Origin of the sequence: Shewanella sp. P1-14-1, from assembly GCF_001401775.1 — a bacterium.
GTDB classification, from domain to species: domain Bacteria; phylum Pseudomonadota; class Gammaproteobacteria; order Enterobacterales; family Shewanellaceae; genus Shewanella; species Shewanella japonica.
Genome location: NZ_LKTL01000019.1, coordinates 35,755 through 62,422, shown reverse-complemented (window position 1 = coordinate 62,422; position 26,668 = coordinate 35,755). Strand labels below are relative to the sequence as shown.

Annotated in this window: 23 protein-coding genes; 12 read left to right on the top strand and 11 right to left on the bottom strand. The window is 42.2% G+C overall.

Annotated features, from left to right (window positions below; genetic code table 11):
* The first annotated feature begins 33 nt into the window (after positions 1-33).
* From AN944_RS14550 to AN944_RS14540, 3 genes are all read left to right on the top strand, one after another.
* Positions 34-1,359: a pitrilysin family protein gene (locus tag AN944_RS14550; RefSeq protein ID WP_055025364.1), complete on the top strand. Its 1,326-nt coding sequence runs from the start codon at positions 34-36 to the stop codon at positions 1,357-1,359.
* Positions 1,356-2,798 carry a pitrilysin family protein gene (locus AN944_RS14545; protein WP_055025363.1) on the top strand — a complete coding sequence of 481 codons (1,443 nt, stop codon included), beginning with the start codon at positions 1,356-1,358 and terminating at the stop codon, positions 2,796-2,798. The genes AN944_RS14550 and AN944_RS14545 overlap by 4 nt, the downstream gene beginning before the upstream one ends.
* A 255-nt stretch (positions 2,799-3,053) precedes the next feature.
* On the top strand, positions 3,054-3,566 hold the full coding sequence (locus tag AN944_RS14540) for a hypothetical protein (protein ID WP_225442147.1): 513 nt from the start codon (positions 3,054-3,056) through the stop codon (positions 3,564-3,566).
* A gap of 22 nt (positions 3,567-3,588) precedes the next feature.
* On the opposite strand, the gene trmL is transcribed toward AN944_RS14540, so the two are convergent.
* The 4 genes from trmL to AN944_RS14520 form a co-directional block, all read right to left on the bottom strand.
* On the bottom strand, positions 3,589-4,053 hold the full coding sequence (gene trmL / locus AN944_RS14535) for a tRNA (uridine(34)/cytosine(34)/5-carboxymethylaminomethyluridine(34)-2'-O)-methyltransferase TrmL (RefSeq protein ID WP_055025361.1): 465 nt from the start codon (positions 4,051-4,053) through the stop codon (positions 3,589-3,591).
* Between the two features lie 147 nt (positions 4,054-4,200).
* Positions 4,201-5,577 (bottom strand): ATP-binding protein, encoded by a 1,377-nt coding sequence (locus tag AN944_RS14530; protein WP_055025360.1) that lies wholly within the window; start codon positions 5,575-5,577, stop codon positions 4,201-4,203.
* Positions 5,577-6,263 carry a response regulator gene (locus tag AN944_RS14525; protein ID WP_055025359.1) on the bottom strand — a complete coding sequence of 229 codons (687 nt, stop codon included), beginning with the start codon at positions 6,261-6,263 and terminating at the stop codon, positions 5,577-5,579. The genes AN944_RS14530 and AN944_RS14525 overlap by 1 nt, the downstream gene beginning before the upstream one ends.
* Positions 6,264-6,393: 130 nt before the next feature.
* On the bottom strand, positions 6,394-7,227 hold the full coding sequence (locus AN944_RS14520) for a DUF4437 domain-containing protein (protein ID WP_055025358.1): 834 nt from the start codon (positions 7,225-7,227) through the stop codon (positions 6,394-6,396).
* A gap of 283 nt (positions 7,228-7,510) precedes the next feature.
* Here AN944_RS14520 and AN944_RS14515 point away from each other — a divergent pair, with 283 nt between their 5' ends.
* Together AN944_RS14515 and AN944_RS14510 are read left to right on the top strand one after the other, a co-directional pair.
* On the top strand, positions 7,511-8,020 hold the full coding sequence (locus AN944_RS14515; RefSeq protein WP_055025357.1) for a lactoylglutathione lyase family protein: 510 nt from the start codon (positions 7,511-7,513) through the stop codon (positions 8,018-8,020).
* Between the two features lie 235 nt (positions 8,021-8,255).
* Positions 8,256-8,768, top strand: coding sequence for a lactoylglutathione lyase family protein (locus AN944_RS14510; protein WP_055025412.1), 513 nt, complete (start codon positions 8,256-8,258; stop codon positions 8,766-8,768).
* Positions 8,769-8,849: 81 nt separating this feature from the next.
* On the opposite strand, the gene AN944_RS14505 is transcribed toward AN944_RS14510, so the two are convergent.
* Entirely contained in the window at positions 8,850-10,265 is a 1,416-nt protein-coding gene (locus AN944_RS14505) for a hypothetical protein (RefSeq protein ID WP_055025356.1), read from the bottom strand.
* 359 nt (positions 10,266-10,624) lie between these two features.
* Between AN944_RS14505 and AN944_RS14500 the strand changes: the two genes are divergently transcribed.
* The gene (locus AN944_RS14500; protein ID WP_055025355.1) at positions 10,625-11,131 is read left to right on the top strand and encodes a Spy/CpxP family protein refolding chaperone; all 507 of its coding nucleotides are present in this window, start codon (positions 10,625-10,627) and stop codon (positions 11,129-11,131) included.
* A 65-nt stretch (positions 11,132-11,196) separates the two neighbouring features.
* Positions 11,197-12,069 (top strand): cation diffusion facilitator family transporter, encoded by an 873-nt coding sequence (locus tag AN944_RS14495; RefSeq protein ID WP_055025411.1) that lies wholly within the window; start codon positions 11,197-11,199, stop codon positions 12,067-12,069.
* A 279-nt stretch (positions 12,070-12,348) separates the two neighbouring features.
* Here the strand turns inward: AN944_RS14495 and AN944_RS14490 are convergent, their stop codons facing one another.
* Positions 12,349-12,861 carry a gluconokinase gene (locus AN944_RS14490; RefSeq protein ID WP_055025354.1) on the bottom strand — a complete coding sequence of 171 codons (513 nt, stop codon included), beginning with the start codon at positions 12,859-12,861 and terminating at the stop codon, positions 12,349-12,351.
* 156 nt (positions 12,862-13,017) lie between these two features.
* Between AN944_RS14490 and AN944_RS14485 the strand changes: the two genes are divergently transcribed.
* Complete coding sequence (locus tag AN944_RS14485) at positions 13,018-14,394, top strand: GntP family permease (RefSeq protein ID WP_055025353.1); 1,377 nt, start codon at positions 13,018-13,020, stop codon at positions 14,392-14,394.
* 193 nt (positions 14,395-14,587) lie between these two features.
* Positions 14,588-15,166, top strand: coding sequence for an outer membrane protein (locus tag AN944_RS14480; RefSeq protein ID WP_055025352.1), 579 nt, complete (start codon positions 14,588-14,590; stop codon positions 15,164-15,166).
* Between the two features lie 90 nt (positions 15,167-15,256).
* Here AN944_RS14480 and glnG read toward each other — a convergent pair whose 3' ends face one another.
* From glnG to typA, 5 genes are all read right to left on the bottom strand, one after another.
* Positions 15,257-16,672: a nitrogen regulation protein NR(I) gene (gene glnG / locus AN944_RS14475; RefSeq protein ID WP_055025351.1), complete on the bottom strand. Its 1,416-nt coding sequence runs from the start codon at positions 16,670-16,672 to the stop codon at positions 15,257-15,259.
* Between the two features lie 30 nt (positions 16,673-16,702).
* Complete coding sequence (glnL, locus tag AN944_RS14470; protein ID WP_055025410.1) at positions 16,703-17,740, bottom strand: nitrogen regulation protein NR(II); 1,038 nt, start codon at positions 17,738-17,740, stop codon at positions 16,703-16,705.
* Between the two features lie 132 nt (positions 17,741-17,872).
* Positions 17,873-18,415 carry a DUF4124 domain-containing protein gene (locus AN944_RS14465; RefSeq protein ID WP_055025350.1) on the bottom strand — a complete coding sequence of 181 codons (543 nt, stop codon included), beginning with the start codon at positions 18,413-18,415 and terminating at the stop codon, positions 17,873-17,875.
* A 91-nt stretch (positions 18,416-18,506) separates the two neighbouring features.
* The gene (locus AN944_RS14460) at positions 18,507-18,818 is read right to left on the bottom strand and encodes a pyrimidine/purine nucleoside phosphorylase (protein WP_055025349.1); all 312 of its coding nucleotides are present in this window, start codon (positions 18,816-18,818) and stop codon (positions 18,507-18,509) included.
* Positions 18,819-19,009: 191 nt separating this feature from the next.
* Positions 19,010-20,827 (bottom strand): translational GTPase TypA, encoded by a 1,818-nt coding sequence (gene typA, locus AN944_RS14455; RefSeq protein ID WP_055025409.1) that lies wholly within the window; start codon positions 20,825-20,827, stop codon positions 19,010-19,012.
* A 470-nt stretch (positions 20,828-21,297) separates the two neighbouring features.
* Between typA and glnA the strand changes: the two genes are divergently transcribed.
* The 3 genes from glnA (at position 21,298) to AN944_RS14440 (ending at position 26,414) form a co-directional block, all read left to right on the top strand.
* The gene (glnA, locus tag AN944_RS14450; protein ID WP_055025348.1) at positions 21,298-22,707 is read left to right on the top strand and encodes a glutamate--ammonia ligase; all 1,410 of its coding nucleotides are present in this window, start codon (positions 21,298-21,300) and stop codon (positions 22,705-22,707) included.
* Positions 22,708-22,886: 179 nt separating this feature from the next.
* Positions 22,887-25,109, top strand: a complete 2,223-nt coding sequence (locus AN944_RS14445) for a hypothetical protein (RefSeq protein WP_055025347.1) — start codon at positions 22,887-22,889, stop codon at positions 25,107-25,109.
* Positions 25,110-25,202: 93 nt separating this feature from the next.
* On the top strand, positions 25,203-26,414 hold the full coding sequence (locus tag AN944_RS14440) for a dicarboxylate/amino acid:cation symporter (RefSeq protein ID WP_055025346.1): 1,212 nt from the start codon (positions 25,203-25,205) through the stop codon (positions 26,412-26,414).
* Positions 26,415-26,668: the final 254 nt, after the last annotated feature.

Genomic DNA, 26,668 nt, shown 5'->3' with positions numbered 1-26,668 from the left:
GTCGCTGTGACGGATGATTAAAAGGAAACCAACATGAAACGCAGAATGACCGCGTTATTGGTATTACTCAGCGCTTGGGTTAGCGTAGCGCAAGCTACCACTCAAGAAGATGTAAATACTTTTACGTTAGATAATGGCATGAAAATTATGGTGCTAGAAGACAGCAGCATACCCAATGCCAATATGTATCTATTTTGGAAAGTCGGTTCACGTAATGAAGTGCCAGGGATTACCGGTATTTCACACTTCTTTGAGCACATGATGTTTAACGGTTCAAAAAAGTATGGTCCGAAAATGTTTGACCGAACGATGGAAGCTGCTGGTGGTGCTAACAATGCCTACACCACTGAAGATATAACCGTGTATACCGATTGGTTTCCTGCCAATGCATTAGAGACCATTTTCGACTTAGAAGCCGATCGTATCGCCAACTTAGATATAGACCCTGAAATGGTCGAAAGTGAACGTGGCGTAGTGCAATCTGAGCGAACCACTGGCCTAGAGAACTCTAACTGGCGCACCATTCAAGAGGAAGTTAAAGGTGTGGCATTTAGAGCGCATCCTTATAGCTGGTCAGTGATTGGTCATGAGTCAGATATCGCAGCTTGGAGTTTAGAAGATTTACAGCAATACCATAAAACTTATTATGCACCCAATAATGCCGTCGTGGTGATTGCTGGGGATGTGAAGGTTGCTGAAGTCAAAAAGCTGGCCAAACAATACTTTGGCGTCATTCCTGCGCAAACGCCACCTCAAGCTGTGCGCACTGTAGAGCCACTTCAAAAAGGCGAGCGTCGCGTGTTTGTGGAAAAAGCGTCAGTGAGTACGCCAAACGTAATGTTGGCGTATCATGTACCCTCAACAAAACATGAAGATTATTATGCACTTGATTTGCTAAATACCATTTTTAGTGAAGGTAATAGCTCTCGTTTATATCAAGGGCTAGTTGACAAACAGGTTGCATCAAACGTGGTGTCTTATCTGCCATTATCATTTGATCCTAACCTGTTTTATTTTCTTGGTGTGGCAAATGCGGGAGTCGATGCGGAGCAACTTGAAGCCAACATGATTGCGGAAATTAATCGTATTAGCACTGAAGGGGTGACTCAACAAGAGCTTGAAAAAGTTAAAAATATCAAACTGATGAATTTCTATCGTACGATGCAAACCATTAATGGTCGTGCCAATACCTTAGGCCGTTACGAGCTGTATTTTGGCAGTTATGACAAACTATTCAGTGCCCCAGAGGCATATAACAAAGTCACAATAGAAGACATTCAACGTGTGGCGCAAACCTATTTACGTAAGGCCAATCGCACCGTGGGCGTGTTAGCTGCAACAGAAGGAGCTGACCTATGATGTCATTAGCAGGATTTACATCAAAACGTACGCTTACAGCCATGGCGCTGGCATGCTCACTAGCCTTAACAGGGTGTGCAAGTACTACAGGCACCAGTAAAACGGTTGATACTGGCAGCTTTAGCATGCCGCAATACGAATCAATGACCTTAGATAATGGCCTAAAAGTGAACTTTATGGTGCAGTCTGAAGTGCCGATTATTAACATCAATGCGGTTGTCAGAGCTGGTGCTGTTAATGACACTACCTCGGGCGTGTCATATATGACTGCTAAGAGTTTATTATTAGGTGCTGGTGGCAAATCGAAGGCGGAAATTGAGCAAACCATTGATTTTCTTGGTGCAAGTTTAAAGACAGCTTCAGGGCGTGAAAGCTCGCAAATTGATGCTGACTTTATGAGTAAGGATCTCGATACCGTACTTGCGATAATGCAAGATGTGTTGATGTCACCAGACTTTGATAGCGCTGAATTTGAAAAATTAAGACAGCGTGAAATAGTGGGATTATCGCAAGCAAAAGAAAGCCCCCGCGCGGTTATTGGTCGTTACTACACTAAAATGGTATTTGGACAGCACCCTTACGCTAACCCAACAACGGGTAACAGCGTTTCGTTAGCTGAGATTAATATTGCACAATTACGTGCTTTCCATAAAAGCTATTATCAGCCAAGTAACATGGCCATTAATGTTGTCGGTGACTTTGACCCAGCCCAAATGAAGGCAAAGTTAACTCAAGCTTTTGGTCGCTGGCAGGGAACTGAAAAAGCCGTCCAACCTGATTTATCACAGGGATTACCGTCACTTAATGCTAGCCGAGTATTGTTAGTTGATAAACCTGATGCGATTGAAACAACATTTGTTTTTGGTGGTTTAGGTATTCGCCGTGATAACCCTGATTATGTAGGGCTAACGGTAGTCAACACCATTTTAGGTGGCCGTTTTACTTCATGGTTAAACGATGAGTTAAGGGTCAACGCTGGATTAACTTATGGCGCTCGTTCTGGCTTTAATCCTTTTTCTGATTCTGGGGTTTTCCAAGTCAGCACTTTTACCAAAACCAGTACGACTAAAGAGGCCATGGACTTAGCGTTAAAAACCTATGCGCGTTTATGGGAACAAGGGATAGATCAGCAAACCTTAGATTCAGCTAAAGCCTACGTAAAAGGCCAATACCCGCCTAAATTTGAAACAGGTGGTCAGTTAGCTGAGCTAATGGCAGATATGTATATCTATAAATTTGATGATTCTTTCATCAATGAGTTTCAAGCCAAAGTCGATGGCTTAACCCTTGAAGATACTCAGCGTTTAATAAGTACCTATTTCCCTCAAGAGAATTTGCAGTTTGTGTTGATTGGTAATGCTGCTAAAGTTGCTGATATTGCTAAAGAATATGGTGAAGTCACGCAGATTAATATGACGGACGTGGGCTTCGGTCAATAACATTCATCTCGTCTACTTTTGATCGTAAATGCCTTTCTTATTTGAGAAAGGCATTTTTTATTGGTCAAATTTGTCGGTTCAATAACTGCCGTTATTTGCAAAAATAGTTTAGTTATTTGAAAATCGTGATGGAATAAAATAATGTGCTAGCTAATCACTGATTAAGCTTACTTCAAGGCCTTTTAGTCCATGTCTTATAATATTGGAATCTCAAAAATAAGCTGTAGCTTAGCCCTCTTGTTAGGATTTATAGGGATGCTGCCCGCTGCCAGCGTGAGCGCTGCGAAAGTGGATTTGAGCCAGTTTTGTCCACGACTTGATGGTGACTGGGTTGGCTCGGCGGCTAAATCGGGCTCCAGACCAAAACAAGTGACAACTGCTGCAATTTGCTCATCTGATAAACGGAATCTAATGCTGACGGTGAGCCGTGGCGACAGTAACCCCAATAGTGAAGTTTGGTGGTTTCGTGCACATAGTGGTGATGTACTCCTGACGTACACTGACGGTGTTGGTGCAGATAGAGAGCAAGTTTTTAGTTTATATCAGCGTGGGGATAGTTTTACTTTTTTAGGAAAAGGGCAACTTAATCAGCGGCCTGCATTGATTCGTTTAAGCTTTGAGCCCTTATCATCGACGACTAGCGCTCCAATTGATAATGGTAATAATGACAGTTGGTTGTGGCGTCAAAGTGCGCATTATCTTGATGATGATAGCCAGCAATATCAATTGATCCGCGCGATTGAGCTGACAACTGTTCAGCCCAATTAGCCAGCGCTACAAGTTAAATTAGCTATTCAGCTCCAGCGTAATCAAGCTGACGCCAAGCCTCATAACTAATAATCGCCACAGAGTTGGATAGATTTAAACTGCGATTACTCGCAGCCATCGGAATGCGTAAGCGTTGGCTGGTGGGAATAGATTCAATGATATCCATAGGTAATCCACGGGTCTCAGGACCAAATAACAATACGTCATCAGCGGCAAATTCAAGCTCACTATGTGGGCGGCTGCCTTTAGTCGTGCACGCCATTATGCGCTTGCCTTGCATCGCCTCAAGGAAGGCTTCAAAATTCTTGTGGCGAGTGATATTGGTTAAATCAGCATAATCTAAGCCAGCTCTACGAAGCTTTTTCTCTTCTAAATCAAAACCTAACGGCTCAATCAAGTGAAGTTTTGCCCCGTTGTTGGCACACAGACGAATTATATTACCCGTGTTTGGAGCAATTTCTGGTTCATAAAGCGCAATATGGAACATGTTAAATACCTTGATTGAATGAATCGAGAATTATACTCAAAACATCATAACCAGGGAAAGAAATCATCAAGATGATGATGTTTTCCCTGACATTCTGCATATGGCTCCTGCTAACGCTTATCTGAGAGTTAGAAAGGTAGCCTTAGGTTACTGCATGGTTTTAGGCAGGCTAATGACAACACTTAGGCCATGGGGAGAGATATTTTTTGCCTCAATGTTACCTTGGTTGAGCTTAATGGCTGCTTGGGTAATGGCCAGACCTAATCCCCAGCCACCTGACTCACGATCGCGAGCATCATCAGGTCGGTAAAACGGCTTAAAGATTTCTTCTAAGTCGGCTTCATCAATCCCTTGTCCATCATCATCAATGGTGATCACCACTCGATCTTGTACCTGTTCTGCCGTAATAGAAATCACAGATTCGGCATAGCGAATCGCATTTCTCAGCACGTTTTCTATCGCCCGAGATAAGGATTTTGGGTAATGGTCGAGACTGATTGTTTCAGGGATCTCAATATCTAAGCGTTTTTGCTGCTGCTCGGCTTCAAACTCTGCATCATCAAGAATATGGCTAAGCGATTCAGCCAGTTCAAGATGGACTTTATTTTCAGTGTTGCTGATGGTGACACGAGATAGGGTTAATAGCTCAGATATGAGGGCTTCTAACTGCTCTGCTTCATAGCCAATACGTTCAATATCAGGGCTACTTTGATCTTTCTTACGGGCTAATGCCAATGACAATTGCAGCCGGGTTAACGGCGTACGTAGTTCATGAGAAATATCACCCATTAAGCGTTGTTGATTATTCATCATGGTTTCGATGGACTCTGCCATCGTATTAAATGCTTGGGCCAGCTCGCCAATTTCATCCCCACGTTTTACCACGCTGGTTTCGACTCGGCTTGATAAGTCTCCTCGCGCTAGCGCATTAGAGCTTTGCTTGAGTGAACGTAATGGCTTACCTAAGTTCCAAGCTAAAAGGCCGCACAGTAGACCAGACATTAACATGGCGATAATGGCTGTCAGCAGCTTGTTATCACTGAAAAAGAAAAACCAAGGGCGTGGGTGATTATCTGAAATACGTGCATAGACGCGGTAAGGCTTCTCACCTGCTATAAATTCGTAAGGACCGAAAATTAACTCAGTGCGGAATTGGTGACTAATAGGGGCACCATTGTCTTCGCTGATAAGTAAAAACTCACGAAAAGTACGTGGTACTTTGTTCGTATTTAACACCCTGCTTTGCTCGTCAAGAATATAAAACTTAAAGCTTTTTCCATCACGATTTCGGTGACGATTTAAACGTCTTAACGCTTGTTCATCTTCAAGTAGCGACGGCTCTTCTATAAAGTGCTCTGCCGCACGTTTGAGCAGTTGTGTTTGTTTGTCCGACAAAGGGAGTTGATCATGGCTTTGCTGTAAAAAAGGCAAAATCGCCACAAAGGCGATGATGAGCGAACTGCATAGCCAAAAACCCAGTAATAACTTAACAAATAAGCGATTTATAGAAGAGAGGAATGTCATTACGGGATCCAAATATAGCCTTTACCACGGATGGTTTTTACTCTTGGTCGGCCATCGCTGCGTTCAGGTAATTTTTTGCGCAAGTTAGATAAATGCATGTCTAAGCTGCGATCAAATGGCATTAATTTTTTACCGAGTACGGTTTCGCTAAGTTGTTCTTTTGTGACCAAATCGCCCGCTTGGGTGATCAAGCTATGCAGTAAGGAAAACTCAGTACCCGTTAAGATAATAAGTTGTTCGTTACAATAAAGCTCTTGTCTTGCTTGGTCTAAACTGAGGTCACCAAAATCTAATCTAACTTGCTCATTTTTGTCAGCTTGAGTTAAAACCGAGCGGCGTAAAATCGCGCGCATACGTGCAATTAACTCACGGTCGTTAAACGGTTTTGGTAGGTAGTCATCAGCGCCAATTTCAAGGCCAACCACGCGGTCAATTTCATCACCACGAGCAGTTAACATGAGTACTGGCGTTTGCTTTTGAGTTCTGAGGGCACGTAAGACTTCAAAGCCATTAAGTTTTGGTAGCATTACATCAAGTAAAATTAAATCAAAATCTTGGTTCTGTGCATAATCAAGGCCTTGTTGGCCGTCAAATGCTTGGGTCAATTCAAACCCTTCAAGTACCAAAAGCTGGGCTAATAATTCTGATAAACCTGCGTCATCATCAACTAATAAAATACGACTCATTGCGATCCTCACTCTTTTATTAATTGCACTATATAACGAATGAGGATCCAAGTTTAGCAACATTGCACTCTTTTACATAAAGATGAGTAAGTGCGACATAAATTTTGCTATGCGTTATCACCTAGCCGCACTATTTTTCTGCGACGTGATATTTTCCATCAGTGCGAATATATACCATTGCCCCTTGCGCTGACGTTGTCACGTTATGGCTGAATTTACCGTTAGAGCCAAAATAACTGCCCGCGGTTAATCCTTTACTGTTTGGTGTTTCAACAGATTGATAGTTAAGGCTACCTTTGATAACAATGGCTCTAAACTCTTCAGCATCGCTTGTCAGTGTTCCACTAAAGTTGGCTGGCAATTTTATCATTGCACCGCCGAGCTCCCCGACTTTGTTACTGCCCCATAATGCGGTTATTTCAGCATTATTTCCATTGATAGACTTCATGTCGGTTTGGTCTAGCCAAACAAGATTTGATTGATGAAGATTTATTGGTCGTTCTCCATTGTCAAATTGCTCACTAGATGGTTTAACCAAATAAGGGCCACTATCAATTTCAAGGAAGATGAGGTTGTCTTCTCCATTGGCTGCAGTGATGTGGTTCTCGCCAGCAGGTTGTGTCCAAAAAGAACCTGTTGGCATCCACATGGTTGCGGCATCGGGATCGTCATTATGCATTTTCCCCTCAATAACCACACCACGATAAGTAATGTTATGAATGTGGGGAGGTGAGGAAAACCCTTTATTGAATTTTACTAACATACCCGTTGGCACATTTTGGGTGCGATCGCCCCAAAGGTTGGCCGCCCCAGGGCTTTTATCGCCACGAAGTGGGTTTAAATATCCCCAGTCAATATCAGCTGTCGTGATGACTTCTGACTGAGGGGAGGTTTCTGCAAAGACAGCGGTGGCAGGTAAAGTGCTGAGTAAAATAGCCGGTAATACTGTGTGTAATAGATTCATGTTTGCGATCTCTGTCGGTGCTGAATATCGTGATTAAAATAAGATTTTTAAAATTAATCTCAAAGTATCAGTCAATTATAGTTGCTAAAGGAAATACAAAAAGACCACTTGGTGAGAAACAGTATCAAACAAATCGGCATAATCCAGCACTTCATAAATTTAGCTATTACAAAATATTATTAAAAACATAAATATTGATAATTTAACTTTTTGGTTGTAGTTCTCCTATACTTTTCTCATCGAAATTAGCCCGACTTTATGAACAACAACTGGAGAGATAAATATGTCTGCACCTATACCTTACCCAAGAACGTTTTCTCATATTGGTATTTCAGTACCTGATTTAGAAGCGGCAGTGAAGTTCTACACCGAAGTACTAGGTTGGTACTTAATTATGGAACCAACAGAAATTACTGAAGATGATTCTGCCATTGGCGAAATGTGTACGGATGTATTTGGTGCAGGTTGGGAGCGTTTTAACATTGCCCATCTCTCTACCGGTGACCGTATCGGCGTCGAACTGTTTCAATTCAAGAATCAAAAGAATCCAGAAGATAACTTTGAATATTGGAAAACTGGCGTGTTCCACTTTTGTGTTCAAGATCCTGATGTTGAAGGACTAGCAGAGAAAATTGTTGCTGCTGGTGGCAAAAAACGAATGAAAGCACCGCGTTATTATTACCCAGGTGAAAAACCGTACCGCATGATTTACATGGAAGATCCATTTGGAAATATCCTAGAAATCTACAGCCACAGTTATGAATTACATTATGCCAGTGGTGCATATAAATAACATTCACAGGGGCTTATGGAGGCTATTAGGTTTTTCGTAATCCCCGTTTTCAATCTGTTAGACATCCTCTATTGTATCGCCGTTATAGGAACACACTATGTTTATCAATCATCCCAGTCGAAGAGAATTCATGAAGTTACTGGGTGTCAGTTTAGGGGCCGCCGCTTTGCCTATGGCATTAACGGGTTGTGCGTCTGCCACCTCGCAACAAGAGGCTACTGCTGAGGCCGCAGCAATGCCAGATTCACCTACACCGTACCCTAGAACCTTTTCTCATATCGGTATCTCGGTGCCAGATTTAGAGGCTGCAGTTAAGTTTTACACTGAAGTCTTAGGTTGGTACTTAATCATGGAGCCGACAGAAATTGTTGAAGATGATTCAGCCATCGGTGAGATGTGTACCGACGTTTTTGGTCCAGGGTGGGAGCGATTTAAGATAGCCCATTTATCTACTGGCGACCGAGTTGGAGTGGAGTTGTTTGAATTTAAAAATCAGCAAAACCCTGACGATAATTTTGAGTATTGGAAAACAGGTATTTTCCATTTCTGTGTTCAAGATCCTGATGTTGAAGGTTTGGCTGAAAAAATTGTTGCCGCTGGGGGTAAAAAACGCATGAAAGCGCCTCGTTATTATTACCCTGGTGAGAAGCCATATCGGATGATTTACATGGAAGACCCTTTCGGCAATATTTTAGAAATCTATAGCCATAGCTATGAGTTAACTTACTCGGCTGGAGCTTACCAATAAAGTTTATTGGAAAACTAAATAACAAAAGCGAGTCTTAGGTATAAGACTCGCTTTACTGGTTACTGAGCTTTTATAGCGAGATTAAGACTTTTGCTTCAAGCGTTTAATCTTAACGATGACATAAGTCAGCAAGATAGAACCTACAATCAAGCCTACAGAGAACACCACGTTTTGCAGCGCCATCGGGTCGATAACAAGCATGCTGCCTAAACCTAACATCATAATACCCGACATTAGTTTAAGTACTTCGCCTTCTTTTTCCGTTAGCTTACGCTTGCCAAGAGTGGCTGCGAATACAATCACAATGGTTGCTAATGGAATAACGTAAATGACGTTATAAGCGATGAGATACATATAACGCTCAATGGTATCTAATCCCGAAATTGATAACACAGACGTGTAAATCATCGGGAAACCAGCAGTACAAAGTAACTCATAAGCGTTGGCCATAATCGCCAATAACGCAGAACCGAATATTAAGGTTGGTAAAGAGCTGGTTTTAGACAATTTCCCCATCCGCTTTATTAAGCTGCCACGGTTTTCAACCGACATAGACAAGCTGACATCGCCCTTACCAAAGAAGAAGTCCTTTATGTTGACCAAGGCGGCCACCAGTGCAATTAATCCCGCACCTGTGATAATCCAGCCTCCGTCTCCACCACCTAGTAATTGGAACAGGTTGAGCCATGCGCTCATGAAGATGAAGTAAATAAAGCCTGAGAAGAAAACGAAAATTCCGCCCACTAATAGCATGCGTCCACGACTGCCCGCATTCACCATGATGCTTAATAAAAAGAGCAATACGAAGAAGGCGCAAGGGTTAAAGGCATCGACGCCAGCTAGCACTAAGGTCAATACAGGTAGCGACATTTTTTCAGGCTGAACAGCACCGATCAGTGGAATATCAACAGGCTGTACGTGAGGGGTATCATCTAGTTTGGCTTGGCTTGCTGCATTTGAACCAAAATCCATATCACAGGTACTAGGGTTGTTTGGATCTGAATTATCCGAGCAAGTTTCAAATAACGGTGCATCAGCGGTGGTTTTATCTTCATAAAAATCACCCATTAAATCTTCAGCAGGCATGGTGCCGCCATTTCGCTGATAACATGCTTCTAGGCGTTCAAGAATATAGCGACCAGTCACATCATGGCTATTATAGCCTGTAATGGCTTCGCCACAGACGGCAAAGTAAGGCACTGACTTGGGCTCGACGCCGGTTTTCTCGCCTATGGCCATCAGTTTATCAACATTGCCTGGTTCTGATATAAGGTAATCATGTTGATTTATCCAGCTATATCGCTCAGCAAGTGCATCAATGAATGGGTGTGCTTTACGGCAGTGTGGACAGGTTTCTGACCAGAAAAAATGTAAATTTACCGAGGGTTCAGCGGCGCTATTATCTATCCATAAAGCATCATCATTTGCCTGCGCCATACCGGCAAAAGAGAGCAATAAACCACATAACAAAATCAATCGGCTGAAAATCTTACTCATCCATAACCTCAACTTATACACCTTATTAAAACGTTCAATTAGTGTTATCTCAGATACATATGTCCTATGTAGGTTCAGTATGAAAATGATCCCTTTTTATATACGTGAACTGGCTCCCATTATGGTGTATGAGATTACTTTTGTTCCAGAAATGAGATCTTTACATAGCTTTACCGAGGCTAAACCCTTACTGACATTGCAATTGCTAAACTAGCTTCATATCAAAAACGCATTAAATACACATAAATTCGTTTTGGGATATTGAAGACGACATTCTGTTAGCAGTGTTACTTAAAAAAGGGATTAAGCGCTGTTAGCCCATTGTTTTAATTGAGTAAAGCACATAGATAGGTGACATTATGAAATCACGTTTAACAGTAAAAAATAGTTTATTAGCCTTTGTTGCTACTTCAGCATTATTAGCTGGTCAAGTGTACGCAACAAGCACAGACACCAATACTCAAACTGAACAGACTCAAGAAAAGGGTGAGCGAGCACATGGTGGTAAGCACCATGGCAAGAGCATGCATAAAAGTATGCGTAAAATGCTACGTTCACTTGATTTAACTGACACTCAACGCACAGATGTAAAAGCGATTATTGAGAAGTACAAAGAAGAGAAAGGCGAGCGTCCATCAGCAGAAGAACGTGCTGCACATAAAACTGAAATGCTAGCGCTTATCAGTAATGCAAACTTTGACGATGCCAAGGCTGATTCAATCATTGAAGCGAAACAGTTGAAGCAAAAAGAAGGCATGAAAAACTTCATGAAAATGCAAAATGAAATCTACCAGCTACTGACTGAAGAGCAAAAAGAGAAGTTTGACTCACGTTTTACCAAAACCAAAGGTAAAGGTCGTGGTTAATTGTTAACTGACTCCGTTATACTGGAGGTTACCACTGCATTTATTTAGGCGTGATGACCTCTATTATGACAACAGATTCAGACTACGATTTTTGGGTTAAGTTAGCTAGTCGCGCAGCTGTAGCCACAGCGTTAATCCTTATTGTGATCAAATTGCTCGCATGGCTCTATTCTGGGTCTGCGAGCATGCTTGCATCGTTAACCGATTCGTTTGCCGATGCACTTGCCTCAATCGTTAATTTTATTGCCATCCGTTATGCTATTTTGCCTGCTGACAGTGATCATCGTTATGGTCATGGAAAAGCTGAACCATTAGCCTCGCTTGCTCAATCTGCCTTCATCTTAGGCTCAGCATTCTTATTACTGTTTTATGGTGGAGAGCGGTTATTCAATCCTGTTGAAGTCTCTCATGCTGGTTTAGGCATGGTGGTGTCTATCATTGCGCTAGTGATGACATTTGCCTTGGTGATACTGCAGAAAAAAGCGTTAGCAAAAACCAATAGTACTGTGGTGGAAGCGGACTCACTGCATTATAAATCTGACCTATTTTTAAATGGGGCAGTGTTACTCGCTTTAGTACTGGCACAATATGGCTGGTGGTGGGCTGATGGTTTATTTGCGGTATTAATTGCTTTATACATAGGTCATCAAGCAATAGATTTAGGTTATCGCTCTATTCAGTCCTTGCTTGATCGTGAGCTAGATGAAGCAACCCGTGAAGACATCATCGCAATTGTTAAGCAAGACCCTAGAGTGAATGGCTTACATGACTTACGTACTCGACAAGCGGGTAAGACCACGTTTATCCAGTTTCATATCGAGTTAAAAGGCTCATTACTATTACGTGAAGCCCATGAAATAACCGACAACACTGAGAAACGTTTATGTGAAGCGTTTGATAGTGCGGAAGTGATAATTCACCAAGACCCTATCGATTAAATGCATATCAAACAGCTCTTTGCAACGCTAACTGTGTTGAATTTACTTGCAATAGACCCGCTATTGACGCGTAAATTCGCCTTGTTATCAGCGCAAAGCTCAAGTTTGAATTTAACTGATTTATTTTAAAAGAGTGAATATGGCTATTTAAACATAACTTATTGAACTCTTATCCCGAGTTCAGGTTATTTAGATTGCTACTAGATTCATATAAAGACTAAAAGCCGCTAACAAGTTAATTTGTTAGCGGCTTTTTTATGTCTGTTTGAGCAAGATAGGCTAATAACCTAGCTGTTTAAATTGCTTAACAGCGAGTGAAACAATATTGTCGATACTGTTATCGACATTAACAGTGACGACTAAGTTTTCTTGGCTAGGATCTTCAAGGGTAGCAAACTGGCTGTCGACCATGTTTTGTTTCATAAAGTGGCCACTTCGAGCCTGCATTCTTGCCAAGATAAGATCGTAACTGCCTTGTAGATATAGAAAAGCGACTTGTTGGTTACCTTCTCGTATGGTGTCTCGGTATTGTTGTTTTAGTGCAGAGCAAACAATGATGGCCGTTTCATTTTTTGATTCGATACTGTAAGCCGCGTCTCGAACGCGCTCTAACCATGGTGCGCGATCATCATCGTTTAATGGCTCGCCACGGGCCATTTTTTGAATATTAGCTCGTGGATGCAGGTCGTCACCATCAATAAATTTCGCATTCAAGCTATTTGCTAACTTTTCGCCAACGGTGCTTTTACCACAAGCACACACACCCATCACAATAATGGTTTTACCGGTCATTTACGTACCTCAAATCAGGGTTGATCTATATACTTTAGCCGTTTCGAAAGTATATCTCGAAGCTGAGTGATAGTACCGCGTTGAGTTGATTTTTTTTGACTAGATTAGATTTAATCAACTTGATAAAGAATACCTAAAAGAACGATGGAACATACCATGGACACTTTAGCTCAATCTGCTGATCCTACCTACCTACTAATGGTCGCTGCTGCGGCTATAACTGCTTTACTCTTATTGATCATAAAACTCAAAATGCACGCCTTTGTGGCGTTAACATTAGTGAGTTTATCAACTGCCCTTGCGACAGGAATTTCTACTGAACAAGTCGTGCCGACGATGATGTCAGGCTTTGGTGGCACGTTGGCAGCTGTCGCGCTTTTAGTAGGCTTAGGTGCCATGATTGGTAAAATCTTAGAAGTTACAGGTGGGGCGCAGGTATTAGCCGACAGCCTCATAGGCCGTTTCGGTGCAGAAAAAGCGCCATTGGCATTGGGTGTTGCCTCACTCTTGTTTGGTTTCCCTATCTTTTTTGATGCGGGCTTAATCGTGATGATGCCGATTATATTCAGTGTGGCCAAACGTTTTGGCGGTTCACCATTAAAATATGCGCTGCCATCTGCAGGTGCCTTTGCGGTAATGCATGCTTTTGTGCCACCGCATCCAGGCCCGGTTGCCGCAGCTGATTTACTTGGGGCAAACATAGGTATGCTGCTAATGATTGGTATTTTAGTGGCAATCCCAACTTGGTATATAGGGGCTTATTTGTTTGGCTTATATGCAGGCAAGAAGTTTGATATTCCATTATCCAAAGTCTTTTTAAGCTCTGAAACCGTGATTGACCCGGCTAAACAGCCTAAATTCATTACGGTTCTGATGATTTTATTGTTACCAGTATTGCTAATATTTTTAGATACAGGCTTGAACACCTTGAGCGTAGCAGGTGTGATAGATGGCAGTGCCACTTGGGTTGAAAGCCTGCGAATGCTAGGTAAAACTCCCATTGCATTGCTAATAACCTTACTCGTTTGTCTTGCTGTGTTTGCTAAAGATTACGGTATGAAGCAGCTTGAGAAATTGTGTGGTGATTCGCTCGCTCCTATTTGTGGTGCAATTTTAGTGACAGGCGCTGGTGGTATGTTTGGTGGTGTATTACGTGCCAGTGGTATTGGTGAAGCCTTAGCTGGAGTATTAAACGATACCGGTATGCCCATCATTGTAGCAGCCTTTGTCATTGCAACATGTTTGCGAGTAGCGCAGGGGTCGGCAACGGTTGCATTAACCACAACAGCAGCGTTAATTGCGCCTATGGTCGCTGTGACTTCGGGTCTGACACAGTTTGATCTTTGTTTTATTGTCATTGCCATTGCTGGTGGCTCGACGGTATTGTCTCACTTTAATGATTCAGGTTTCTGGCTTGTGGGTCGTTTAATGGAAATGGATGAGAAAACCACTTTAAAGACGTGGACCGTGATGGAAACATTACTTGGGACTATCGCCTTTATTATTGTCGGTGTACTGAGCATGATTATCTAGTCTGAACTCAGGTTTTTAATACGTTAAGCCAGTATTAATCTATTAGTTAATGATAAGAAGGAGCAGCAATGCTCCTTTTTATTAGCTTATCGTTATTGACACATTTTCGAACAAATACCTACATTTGAAATGATTGATGAGTGAGTGCTTTCTGCTATGCTGCCTGCGCTGATAGAATTATTAAGGAATGATAATGAAACGCTTATCTGTAGTAGCAAGTGCAATATTAATGGTTGGTTTATCTTTTAATGTCACAGCCGAAGAACACAAAGCCCGCGATACGGGTTGGTATGTGGGTGGTGAACTGAGTAATGTACAACTGGAAGTCGGCAGTTTTGACGATTCTGGTGCAGGTTTCGGTGCTTATGGTGGTTATAACTTCAATCATTGGTTTGGCATCGAAGGAAAATGGATGCTGACCAATGATCTACAAGATGGTCGTGTTGATCTTGGTTTAGCTGTTTTTTCGGCTGCGCCGAAATTTACTTGGGCTATCAATGATACCTTTTCTGTTTTTGGTAAAGTGGGCTTAGCGATTCGTGCACTCGAAGTTGACCCAGATTACGATTATGACGAAGGCTTTGATACTGCCGATTGGAGTGGTGTTAATGTGCTTTACGGTGTTGGCATAACAGCTGCTGTTTCCGAATCACTGCGCTTACGTTTAAGTTATGAGTATGCCACCGGTGACTTAGATGCCGATCGTTCTGAAATGCTAGATATTGATGCAGATACTTCGCAGTTAGCATTGGGGCTGCATTACCAGTTTTAAACTGAGTGCTCTTAGTATAAAAAGATAAAGCGAGTGTAAATAAAGAAGGATAGCTTTCGCTATCCTTTTTGTTTTAACTCTTGTCGTAAATTAATCCATTTCTAATTCTTTGAGTTTACGCGTAAGGGTGTTTCGCCCCCAGCCTAAACGTTTTGCTGCTTCTTGCTTATGGCCTTGAGTATGCTTGAGCGCTGTTTTTAATAATATCCGCTCAAAGGCTGGTTGCACTTCTGTGAGCAAATCACTTTCACCCGCAGATAGCTTTTCATCAATCCATTGGGTTAATGCCACTTGCCAATCTGAAACACCGTCAGTTCTTTCACCTGAAGCGACTGGGTCTTTAAGTAACTCAGCGGGTAAATCCTGAGGCAAAATCTCTTGGCCTGAGGCCATCACCGTTAACCAGCGACATGTATTTTCAAGTTGTCTAACATTTCCGGGCCAAGGTAATTGCTCTAATTTGGTTGCTGTTTCTTTTGTCAGTACTTTTGGCTCTACACCGATTTCTTTTGCTGCAGAAATCAAAAAATGGGTGGCCAATTGGGCAATATCTTCACGACGCTGCGACAGTGGTGGTAGGTGTACTCGAATCACGTTTAAGCGGTGAAATAAATCTTCACGAAAATCGCCTTTTTGTACCAATAATTCTAAGTCTTGGTGTGTTGCGGCAATAATTCGCACATCGACCTGTACTGCCACATGGCCACCGACGCGATAGAACTGCCCATCGGCAAGAACACGTAAAAGGCGGGTTTGCACATCAAGTGGCATGTCGCCTATTTCATCTAAAAACAGAGTTCCGCCATTGGCTTGTTCAAAGCGACCTTGGCGGACATTGGCTGCTCCTGTAAAGGCGCCTTTTTCATGACCAAATAGTTCAGACTCTATTAGGTCTTTTGGAATAGCAGCCATGTTCAATGCGATAAAAGGGCTATCTTTACGAGGGCTGTGTTTATGCAGTGCGCCAGCAACCAGTTCCTTACCAGTACCAGATTGACCATTAATTAATACACTAATGGATGAACGAGATAGGCGACCAATCGCACGGAATACCTCCTGCATTGAAGGTGCTTCACCAATGATCTCAGGGGTTTTCACCACTTCGGGTTCTTCCGCTGGCGGAGGGACTTGTTCTGTTGCATGGGTCAGTGCGCGTTCCACTAACGCAATGGCTTCATCAATATCAAATGGCTTTGGTAAATACTCAAAGGCACCCGCTTGGTAAGCGCTGACGGCACTGTCTAAATCAGAGTGCGCCGTCATGATAATGACTGGAATATGCGGGTAGTGCATTTGTAAGCGATCAAGCAAGGTTAAGCCATCAGTTCCAGGCATGCGGATATCTGACACAATCACAATAGGCTGTGAGATTTCTAATGCTTGCCATAATGACTCGGCCGCAGCAAAGCTGGCAGTAGAAATCTTGGCACCCAGTAGGGCTCTTTCTAATACCCAGCGAATGGAACTATCATCGTCGAGGATCCAAACTTGTTCGCTTATACTCATGTTACTTCCTCAATAGCCATCAATGGCATGTTATTGTAATGGCAGGATAATGGTGAATTCTGTGTGCCCTGGTGCCGATACGCAATCAATGCGACCTCCATGTAATCGTGCAATATTATGCGCAATCGATAAGCCTAAACCTGAGCCGTCCTCTCTGCCTGTTACCATTGGATAAAACAATGTATCCAGTAGTTCTGCCGGGATCCCAGGTCCGTTATCAATAATCGATAGCGCCAATACTAATTTGAACCTTTGAGTGCCAATAGTGACTTGATGCTGGGTTCTACTTCTAATGAGTATTTCGCCACCGGTTTTCTCAAGCGCCTGAGTGGCATTTTGTACTATGTTAAGCACGGCTTGTTGCAGTTGATCAGGATCCATATTCATATCGGGAATGGATGGGTCGTAATCTCGCGCTAACGTGACATTATCCGGTAGGGTTAACTCAATCAGTTTTAACACTTTTTGCACTACTTGGTGGATATTGTGTTCGGTATGCTGGGTAGGACGTTGTGGTCCTAATAGCTTATCAACCAAGTTTCTTAGCCTATCGGCTTGCTCAATAATTAGATCGGTGAACTCTTTTAATTGCGGCTCAGCTAACTCACGTGAAAGTAACTGGGCTGCACCTCTTAGGCCGCCTAATGGGTTTTTAATTTCATGGGCAAGGTTGCGCACTAAGAATTGCGCAGCTTGTTGTTGGGCATCTAAGTTCAGTTGCTGGTGGATACGATGTTGCTGATCGACTTGTCTTAGCTCGAGCAGACTTAAGTCATCTTCATGCTCCATGGGGATCAAGGTGATATCAATAATGTGGTGCACACCGTCAAGGGTTATTAACGCAGCAGTATTAACTGTAATCCCTTGGCTGGCTTTTACCGAATCAATTAAGAGTTCAGACTCTACTCCCATAAACTGATAGAGTTCAGGCAAACGCTGTTCTCGCAATTTATTTACACTGATCCCTAACAGCTGCTCAGCTGCCGCATTGGCATAATGAGGCATCAGCTTGCTATCGATAACAAGAACAGCGGTAACTAAATGATTCAGCAGATTATTTGTATCCATCAATTGTCCTGCATATTGAAGTTGCACCACCATGTTGCACCAGTATGGTGCGCTAAGCAACTTATTCTACATCGACAATCAATTTAATAATCTTTTAATATTGTTTCTCTATCTATATGAAAAACAATATTTTTATTCAGTCCTAGGTGTTGGTCTAGGTTTATTAAGAATGGAAGCCTGATGTAGAAATATCTTTCTAGCAGAACTTGATGCAAGGACTTTGCCGTTTTGGGTCAAAATCTTAACGACAAGATTATGTTCACCGCGATTTACTTCAGTGACATTGAAGATTGCACTGGATTGAGGCTGACCATAAAGAATGTCGTCAATATACAGTGCAAGTAAATAACCATTGGGTAGTTCTGGCGCCGCACTGGCGACAACAGTGAAGTTTCCTTGGTTACTTCTGATGGTTTCTTCTTGAGTGGGATTAACGATTCTCACCCTGTAGGTAACCGCTTCAGCTGGTTTTGTATTGGAATCCACTTCGGCAGGAACACGAACAGAAATGCTATTTTGCGTATTTTGATTGAGCTCTACTGTTTCGGCATTTTCCCTTGGCTCGTCGCTGTAGTGGACTTTACCATTCTCATCTACCCAGCGATAAACCGTTGCATGGCTGCTTGAGAGGACAATACTGGTTAAAATGAGACTAATGATTAAGACTAAGCGCATGTGGGATTCCTTCACCTTTGGCGTTCAACACATTAATACTAGCTTCTTTTTAACATAAAATCAGCAATTACTGATGAACTGCTGACGCTAATTACTTGTACTGGCAGCGATATTCACTGATTTCGTTAGTGCGAATTTTAAAGTTAACATTGGCATCTAATTCAAATAATTCGCCTGCTTTGACGGTTGTCCAATCTGTGGCATGAGGTAATAACACCTCAAATTTACCAGAGGTGATATTCATGATTTCAGCTTGGCTGGTATCAAAGTTATATTCACCAGGTAGCACAACCCCAAGGGTTTGATGACTACCATCAGTAAAATGAATTGTGCGGCTGATGACTTTACCATCAAAGTAAATATTGGCTTGGTTAGCCACGTTAACATTTTGAATCACAGACATTTTGCGATATTCCAACCTAAGAGATAATAAGTAGGGGTGAATATATATTCGTTTAAAGTGAATATAAAGACTGTTAGGTTATAGGTTAGATGAAATCAGTTTTTTATTTGCTGTACTGGTACTTATTAGAATAACAGGCAATAAAAAACCCGCCTGAGCGGGTTTTCATATTCAAATTACGTTAGCTAAACTTAGCTACCAGAGCGGCTAGCACGCTTACGGTCATTTTCTGTTAAATGACGCTTACGAACACGAATATTTTCAGGTGTTACTTCAACTAACTCATCATCATCGATGAACTCAAGTGCTTGCTCAAGTGTCATTTGGATGTGCGGAGTTAACACTTGTGCTTCATCAGTACCTGATGCACGCATGTTGGTTAGCTGCTTACCTTTCAGACAGTTAACAGTTAAGTCGTTAGAACGTGAATGAATACCAATCACTTGGCCTTCGTAAACTTCTGCAGCGTGACCGATTAATAGACGACCACGGTCTTGTAAACCGAATAATGCGAATGTTAGGGCTTTACCTGTTGCATTAGAAATCAATACACCGTTAGCACGTTGACCAATGTCACCGCCTTTCACTGGACCGTAATGGTCGAATGAATGGTAGATAAGACCAGTACCAGAAGTTGCAGTCATGAACTCAGTTTGGAAACCGATTAAGCCACGGCTAGGAATGATGAAGTCGATACGTACACGACCTTTACCATCTAGTTGTAGATCTTTCATGTCACCTTTACGCATACCTAATTTTTCAATTACGGTGCCTTGGTGCTCTTCTTCAACGTCAACAGTTAATGTTTCGAATGGCTCGCACATCTCACCGTCGATTTCTTTGGTGATAACTTCTGGACGAGATACTGCTAATTCGTAACCTTCACGACGCATGTTTTCAATTAAGATCGAAAGGTGAAGCTCACCACGACCAGAAACACGGAAACGATCTGGAGAATCAGTTTCTTCAACACGTAGTGCAACGTTGTGGACTAGTTCTTGTTCTAGACGCTCAAGGATATTACGTGATGTAACGTACTTACCTTCTTTACCTGCGAACGGAGAAGTGTTCACTTGGAAAGTCATTGTTAACGTTGGCTCATCAACTGATAATGCAGGTAATGCTTCAACTTGGTTAACACCACAAACAGTGTCAGAAATCTGTAAGTTACCTAAACCGGTAATCGCAACGATATCGCCGGCGTTGGCTTCAGCAACTTCGTGACGGTCTAGACCCATGTAACCTAATACTTGGCCCATTTTACCGTTACGAGTTTTACCTTCAGCATCAACGATTGTGACTTGCTGGTTAGTTTTAACACTACCACGCTTAATACGACCAACACCGATAACACCTACGTATGAGTTGTAATCAAGTTGAGAGATTTGCATTTGGAACTCACCTTCAGCATCTGCATCAGGAGAAGAAACCTTCTCAACAATCGCTTGGAAAAGCGGTGTCATGTCTTCGCTTGTTTCTTCTGGATCAAGAGTCGCGAAACCGTTTAATGCAGAAGCGTAAACGATAGGGAAATCTAACTGTTCGTCAGTTGCACCTAGGTTGTCGAATAAGTCGAATACTTGGTCGATAACCCAATCAGGACGTGCACCTGGGCGGTCAATCTTGTTGATAACAACGATTGGCTTAAGGCCTTGTGCGAATGCCTTTTTAGTAACAAAGCGAGTTTGAGGCATTGGGCCGTCAACTGCGTCTACTAATAATAAAACTGAATCTACCATAGATAGAACACGCTCTACTTCACCACCGAAATCGGCGTGACCAGGAGTGTCTACGATGTTAATACGGTAGTCGTTCCATTTGATGGCAGTGTTTTTTGCCAGAATGGTGATACCACGTTCTTTTTCAAGATCGTTAGAATCCATTACACGTTCTGCGGCTTCGCCTCGACTTTCAAGGGTGCCTGACTGAGCCAATAGCTTGTCTACCAAGGTCGTTTTGCCATGGTCAACGTGAGCAATAATGGCGATGTTACGTAAATTCTCTAACACGGATAAAACCTCTATACCATCAAATAAAAAATAGGAGTTTATAGGGCTGATAAGTATAGCCACTATAAAAAAGCGTGCCATTCTACTCCACCGAGCGCCGAGTAGATAGGATTATTTTTGAACAGGTCGTTTTTAATAAAAAATTAAACACTAAAGATAGAAGATAAAAACGAAAAAGGATCATACTGCCGCAATAAAATGACGCTTTAATGAACTAGATCAATTCATGCGCTAAAAACCCTGCACCGAAATGGACTTTTGCACCAATTGTGATCATAGTGGTGCACCGTATTTGTGCAATATGGCTTTTTCTATGGCTAGTGATTTTTTTATTAAGCTTTAAATCAATCACTTACCTTTCTGGCATGGAAATAGCTTTTAATTGAACAAATTCGCAAAGCAGATAGTTTGTCTGACGAATAACAAGATTATATTAAGGGACAACCCTTTACCCTACCGGAGGCTTAAGAATGTCAGTTGAATCAATATTAAAACAAATTGAAGAACTAGAAGTTAAGTTCGTAGATTTACGTTTTACAGACACTAAAGGTAAAGAGCAGCACGTCTCTATACCTTCTCATCAAGTAAACGAAGATTTCTTTGAAGATGGCAAAATGTTCGATGGTTCATCTATCAACGGTTGGAAAGGTATTAACGAATCTGACATGGTATTGATGCCAGATCCTTCTTCTTTCTTACTTGATCCGTTTACTGAAGAAGTGACTGGTCTTATTCGTTGTGACATTTTAGAACCTTCTACTATGACAGGTTATGAGCGTGACCCACGTTCAATCGCTAAGAAAGCAGAAGAGTACTTAAAATCTACCGGTATTGCTGACACTGTATTAATTGGTCCAGAGCCAGAGTTCTTCTTATTTGATGACGTTAAGTTTGGTACTGACATGTCAGGTACTTTCGTAAAAGTTGACGCGAAAGAAGCGGCATGGAACTCAGGTACTAGCTACGAAGATGGTAACACTGGTCACCGTCCATTCGTTAAAGGTGGTTACTTCCCAGTTGCACCAGTTGATTCATCACAAGACATTCGTAGTGCAATGTGTCTAATTCTTGAAGAATTAGGTCAAGTAGTTGAAGCGCATCACCACGAAGTTGCTACAGCGGGTCAAAACGAAATTGCGACACGTTTCAACACGCTTTCAAACAAAGCGGATGAAATCCAAATCATGAAGTATGTTGTTCATAACACTGCTCATGCATACGGTAAAACGGCGACATTCATGCCTAAGCCAATTGTTGGTGATAACGGTAGTGGTATGCACGTTCACCAATCTTTAGCTAAAGATGGCGTTAACTTATTCTCTGGCGATAAATATGCAGGTTTAAGTGAAACTGCACTTTACTACATTGGTGGTATCATCAAGCACGCTCGTGCATTGAATGCATTCACTAACCCAAGTACTAACTCATACAAGCGCCTTGTACCGCATTTCGAAGCGCCTGTAATGCTTGCTTACTCAGCACGTAACCGTAGTGCTTCAATCCGTATCCCAGTGGTACCAAGCCCTAAAGCTCGTCGTATTGAAACACGTTTCCCAGATCCAACCGCTAACCCATACTTAGCATTCTCTGCATTGCTAATGGCTGGTCTTGACGGTATCCAAAACAAGATTCACCCAGGTGAAGCAATGGATAAAGATCTATATGACCTACCTGCTGAAGAAGCAGCTGAGATCCCACAAGTTGCAACGTCTCTAGAAAACGCACTAGAAAACTTAGCAGCTGACCACGAATTCTTAACTAAGGGTGATGTATTCAGCAAAGACTTTATTGAGTCTTACATTGCACTTAAGTCTGAAGAGTGTGAGCAAGTATCTCGTACTACTCACCCAATGGAATTCCAACTTTACTACAGCCTATAAGCCTTGGCTTAACGCTCATGTAAATTGGCCATAGGCTAAATTCAAAGCCCTTGATGATTATCATCAAGGGCTTTTTTATTTGTTCGTTGTAAAAAAGTGCAAATAGCACATTCATATTAGTTCAAAAATTATTCAGTTATGCTAGCGTTAGTGAATAGGGGTATACCTAAGGAATTGTTATGAAAGTAAAACTGTCGCGTTCATTATTCGGATTAATCTATGGTGTTTTCTCACTTTGGTTGATGTCCTTTTCTGTATTTGCTCTCGAATGGCCTCAAGAAGTCGAAACCAAGTTAGGAACTTTAGTTGTTTACCAACCGCAGCCTGAATCGCTTGAAGGTAATGTGCTGCAAAGTCGTGCGGCAATGTCATTTGAAGTCAAAGACCAAGCTGAACCGGTATTTGGTGCTTTTTGGTTTAGTGCCAGAATCGATACTAATGACGATGTCACTACGGTGCGTAATATTCAGGTGACTGAAGTCCGCTGGCCGTCATCAACTGAAGAAGATCAGCAAACCTTTACCGATACGGTATCTGAAGCATTAGCGAGCACCAGTTTTGAAATCTCAATGGCACGCCTTTCTGCAAGTTTAGAAACCGCAGACCAAGTTAAACGCAGTTTAGATAATATTAAAAATGACGCGCCAGAAATTATTTTCAGCTCAAGGCTGAGTGTGTTGCTGTCTTATGATGGCGAACCTCAATTCCGTGATATCGACAATAGTGATTACGAGCGAATACTGAATACGCCATTCGCAGTGGCTAGAGATAAAAAGTCTAAAAAACTGTACTTGAGCAGTGGGACTTATTGGTACGTTGCGGACGATCCAATGGGGCCTTGGCAAGTCACTCTTTATCCACCTGAAGACTTGGTCAGTATGGTTAATACCGAAGATGACGAGCCAGCTAAAAGTACGGCTAATGCGCCGCACATTATTACTTCTGATGAACCAACTGAGTTAGTCTCGACAGATGGTGCCCCTAAATGGCTGAGTCTGATTGATGGTAAGTTATTGTACGTTAGTAATACCGAAACACCGTGGATTAGAGAAACCAGTTCAGGCGACATGTATGTTTTGCTTTCTGGACGCTGGTTTAAGTCGAAAAAACAAGCTGGTCCTTGGGCCTTTGTGAGAGGTGATAAATTACCTGAAAGCTTTAATGATATTCCACCTGAGTCTGATATTGGTGGCTTGAGAGTATCAGTTGCTGGCACTGATGAAGCGAATCAAGCGATGCTCGATGCGCAAATTCCACAAACTGCAGCCATTAAACGTGATGAAGCCAAGCTAGAAGTCGAATATGACGGCGAACCTAAGTTTGAAGCTGTAACTGGCACAGCCGTTTCTTATGCTGTGAATACCTCTACCCAAGTCTTGTTGATTAATAAGGTGTATTACGCCGTTGATAATGGTGTGTGGTTTACATCAAAAACGGCTAAAGGTCCGTGGATTGTTGCTGATGAGATCCCGAATGAAGAAATCGCGCAAATACCGGCTAGCTCACCTGTTTATAACACGACCTATGTGCAAGTTTATGATTCAACCCCAGAGGTGGTTTATGTTGGATATACCCCAGGTTATATGTGGTCGTATCCATACTATGGCGTACCGATTTACGGTACGGGTTGGTATTACCCACCTTATTGGGGCCGCTATTATTATCCTCGTCCACCAACCTGGGGCTTGCATGTTGGCTATAACCCCTGGACAGGCTGGAATGTGGGTGTGACATGGAGTAATGGTTTTTTCCGTGCAGGCGTCGTGTGGGGCGGAGGTTATGGTTATCATCGACCATATCGTTGTTGTGGTGGTTACTATGGTGGCGGTTATCGCCGTCCTGTAGTGATCAATACTGGTGACATCAACATTGGGAACAGTATCAATGTCGGTAATCGTACTAAAATTTCCAATAGAATGAATAAAGCTAATATTGATGGTAATCGAGTCGGTCGAGATAACTTATATCAACGCCCTGCGACCCGAGATCGGTTAGCCAGCCCTGCAATTGCTAATCAAAACCTTAAAAAAGCGACGCACAACAAGAATCGTACAAATGATGTGTTTGCCGATAAGCACGGCAACGTGGCTCGTGATAATCAAGGTAAGTGGGAAAATCGCAGTGATGGTAAATGGAATACTGCGCCGTCTACTCGTGATTTGAGTAAACCTAGCAGTGTAAGCAAGCCTTCAACTTTGCCGTCTAGTCGTCCATCGACTCAGCCCACGTCTAGGCCTTCTACTATGCCGTCAAGTAGGCCGACAACACGACCTTCAAATATGAATAATTCAATTAACCGTAGCCGTCCTACTGGCGGCTTTGATCATCAAAGTTTGAATCGTTCACGACAAGCTCGTCAATCCGGTATGGCAAGAGAAGGTCATGCTAGGGGACGTCGCTAGTTCAGATGAATAAAGCCTGTTTTTACAGGCTTTATTCACTTCTGCATCATTGAAATGAAGATTGAAATCGGATGTTAATAATGGAATGGATTTATGTGGGACACACTTAAAGCTTATCGCTCATCAATAATTCTACTTGTGGCGTTAATGCTGGGTGGGATATTGGGTTTTTTACTGCCAGAAATGGCAATAAAACTTAAACCTATCGGGCAAATTTTTCTGAATTTATTGTTCATGATTATCGTGCCATTAGTTGCAGTTAGCGTTATGTCATCGATTGCCAAAATGACTGACTTAAAAGCATTAGGAGCGATTCTCGCCTCGATCATGGCGGTATCGGTGATGATGGCTATGATCCCCGCAATTGGCATTGTGTTGTTAGCACTGGCTTATGATCCTGCTCAAGGGGTGACGCTTGAGCTAAAAGAGACTGTGGAAACCGCAGGGAGTATGGATTTTGTAAGTTTATTGACAGCGAATGATTTTGTGGGGTTATTGTCTAAATCGAATATTTTAGCATTAATTATTATGTCAGTGATTAGTGGCATTGCCATTGGTCAATCAGGCGAAGATGGACGTAAAGTTTCTGCGTTATTGGATAGCTTAAATACAGTCATCATGAAAATCATTGCCATATTAATGTATCTTGCGCCTATTGGCTTAGGAGCCTATTTTGCTGCCACTATGGCCAGCCAAGATGCAGAGTTAATGGGCACCTTTGCCCGTGCCGTAGGATTATTCTTGGTGGCGACTCTGGTCTACCTCACCTTAGGGTCAACAGTATACGCATGGCTTGGTGGTGGTATTCAGGGAGTAAAGCGCTTTTGGCAACATATGCTGGCACCAGCAGTAACAGCATTGGGCACCAGTTCATCACTTGCGACCTTACCGGTCAATATTCGCAGTGCCAGCAAAATGGGCTTGAATGAGCAGATTGCTGAGATAAGTTTGCCGTTATTGGTGAACTTAAACAAAGGCGGTGCAGCAATGATCACGGCCCTTAAAATTGTGTTTATATACTCGTTACTGGGGATGGAGTTTACCTCTGAGGTATTCATGCTCACCATTTTAATTTCGGTATTGTCTGCGTTTGTGATTGGCGGAGTGCCGGGAGGCGCTTTTCTTGGAGAAATCTTTATTGTCACCACCTTGGGGCTGCCCCTTGAGGTGATCCCTATCTTGGTGATTCTGGGAGCAATTACAGATGCGGCATCAACTGTGATTAACGTAGTGCATGATTTAACCGCAACGCAGATTATTGAGCGAATTAATGGTAAACAATATCAGGCCGAATCAGTCGGTTAAATCGTTTATCAATCAGCGTGTTCTATTATCTAAATAACGAGGTTTGATGATTGTGAGAATGGCTTTTACTGCTTATTGCTATAGGCCATTCATTGCAACTAGAGTAACTATTCAGTTTTCGACGCTAATGGTTGAACAGTCTTTGAGCATATGTAACAATGCGCATCAAATTTTGTAACATTATTTTACACTTAGCTGATGCAACATTATGTAGATTAATTGACTAAGTATGAGAAAAATAAACGTCATTTTAA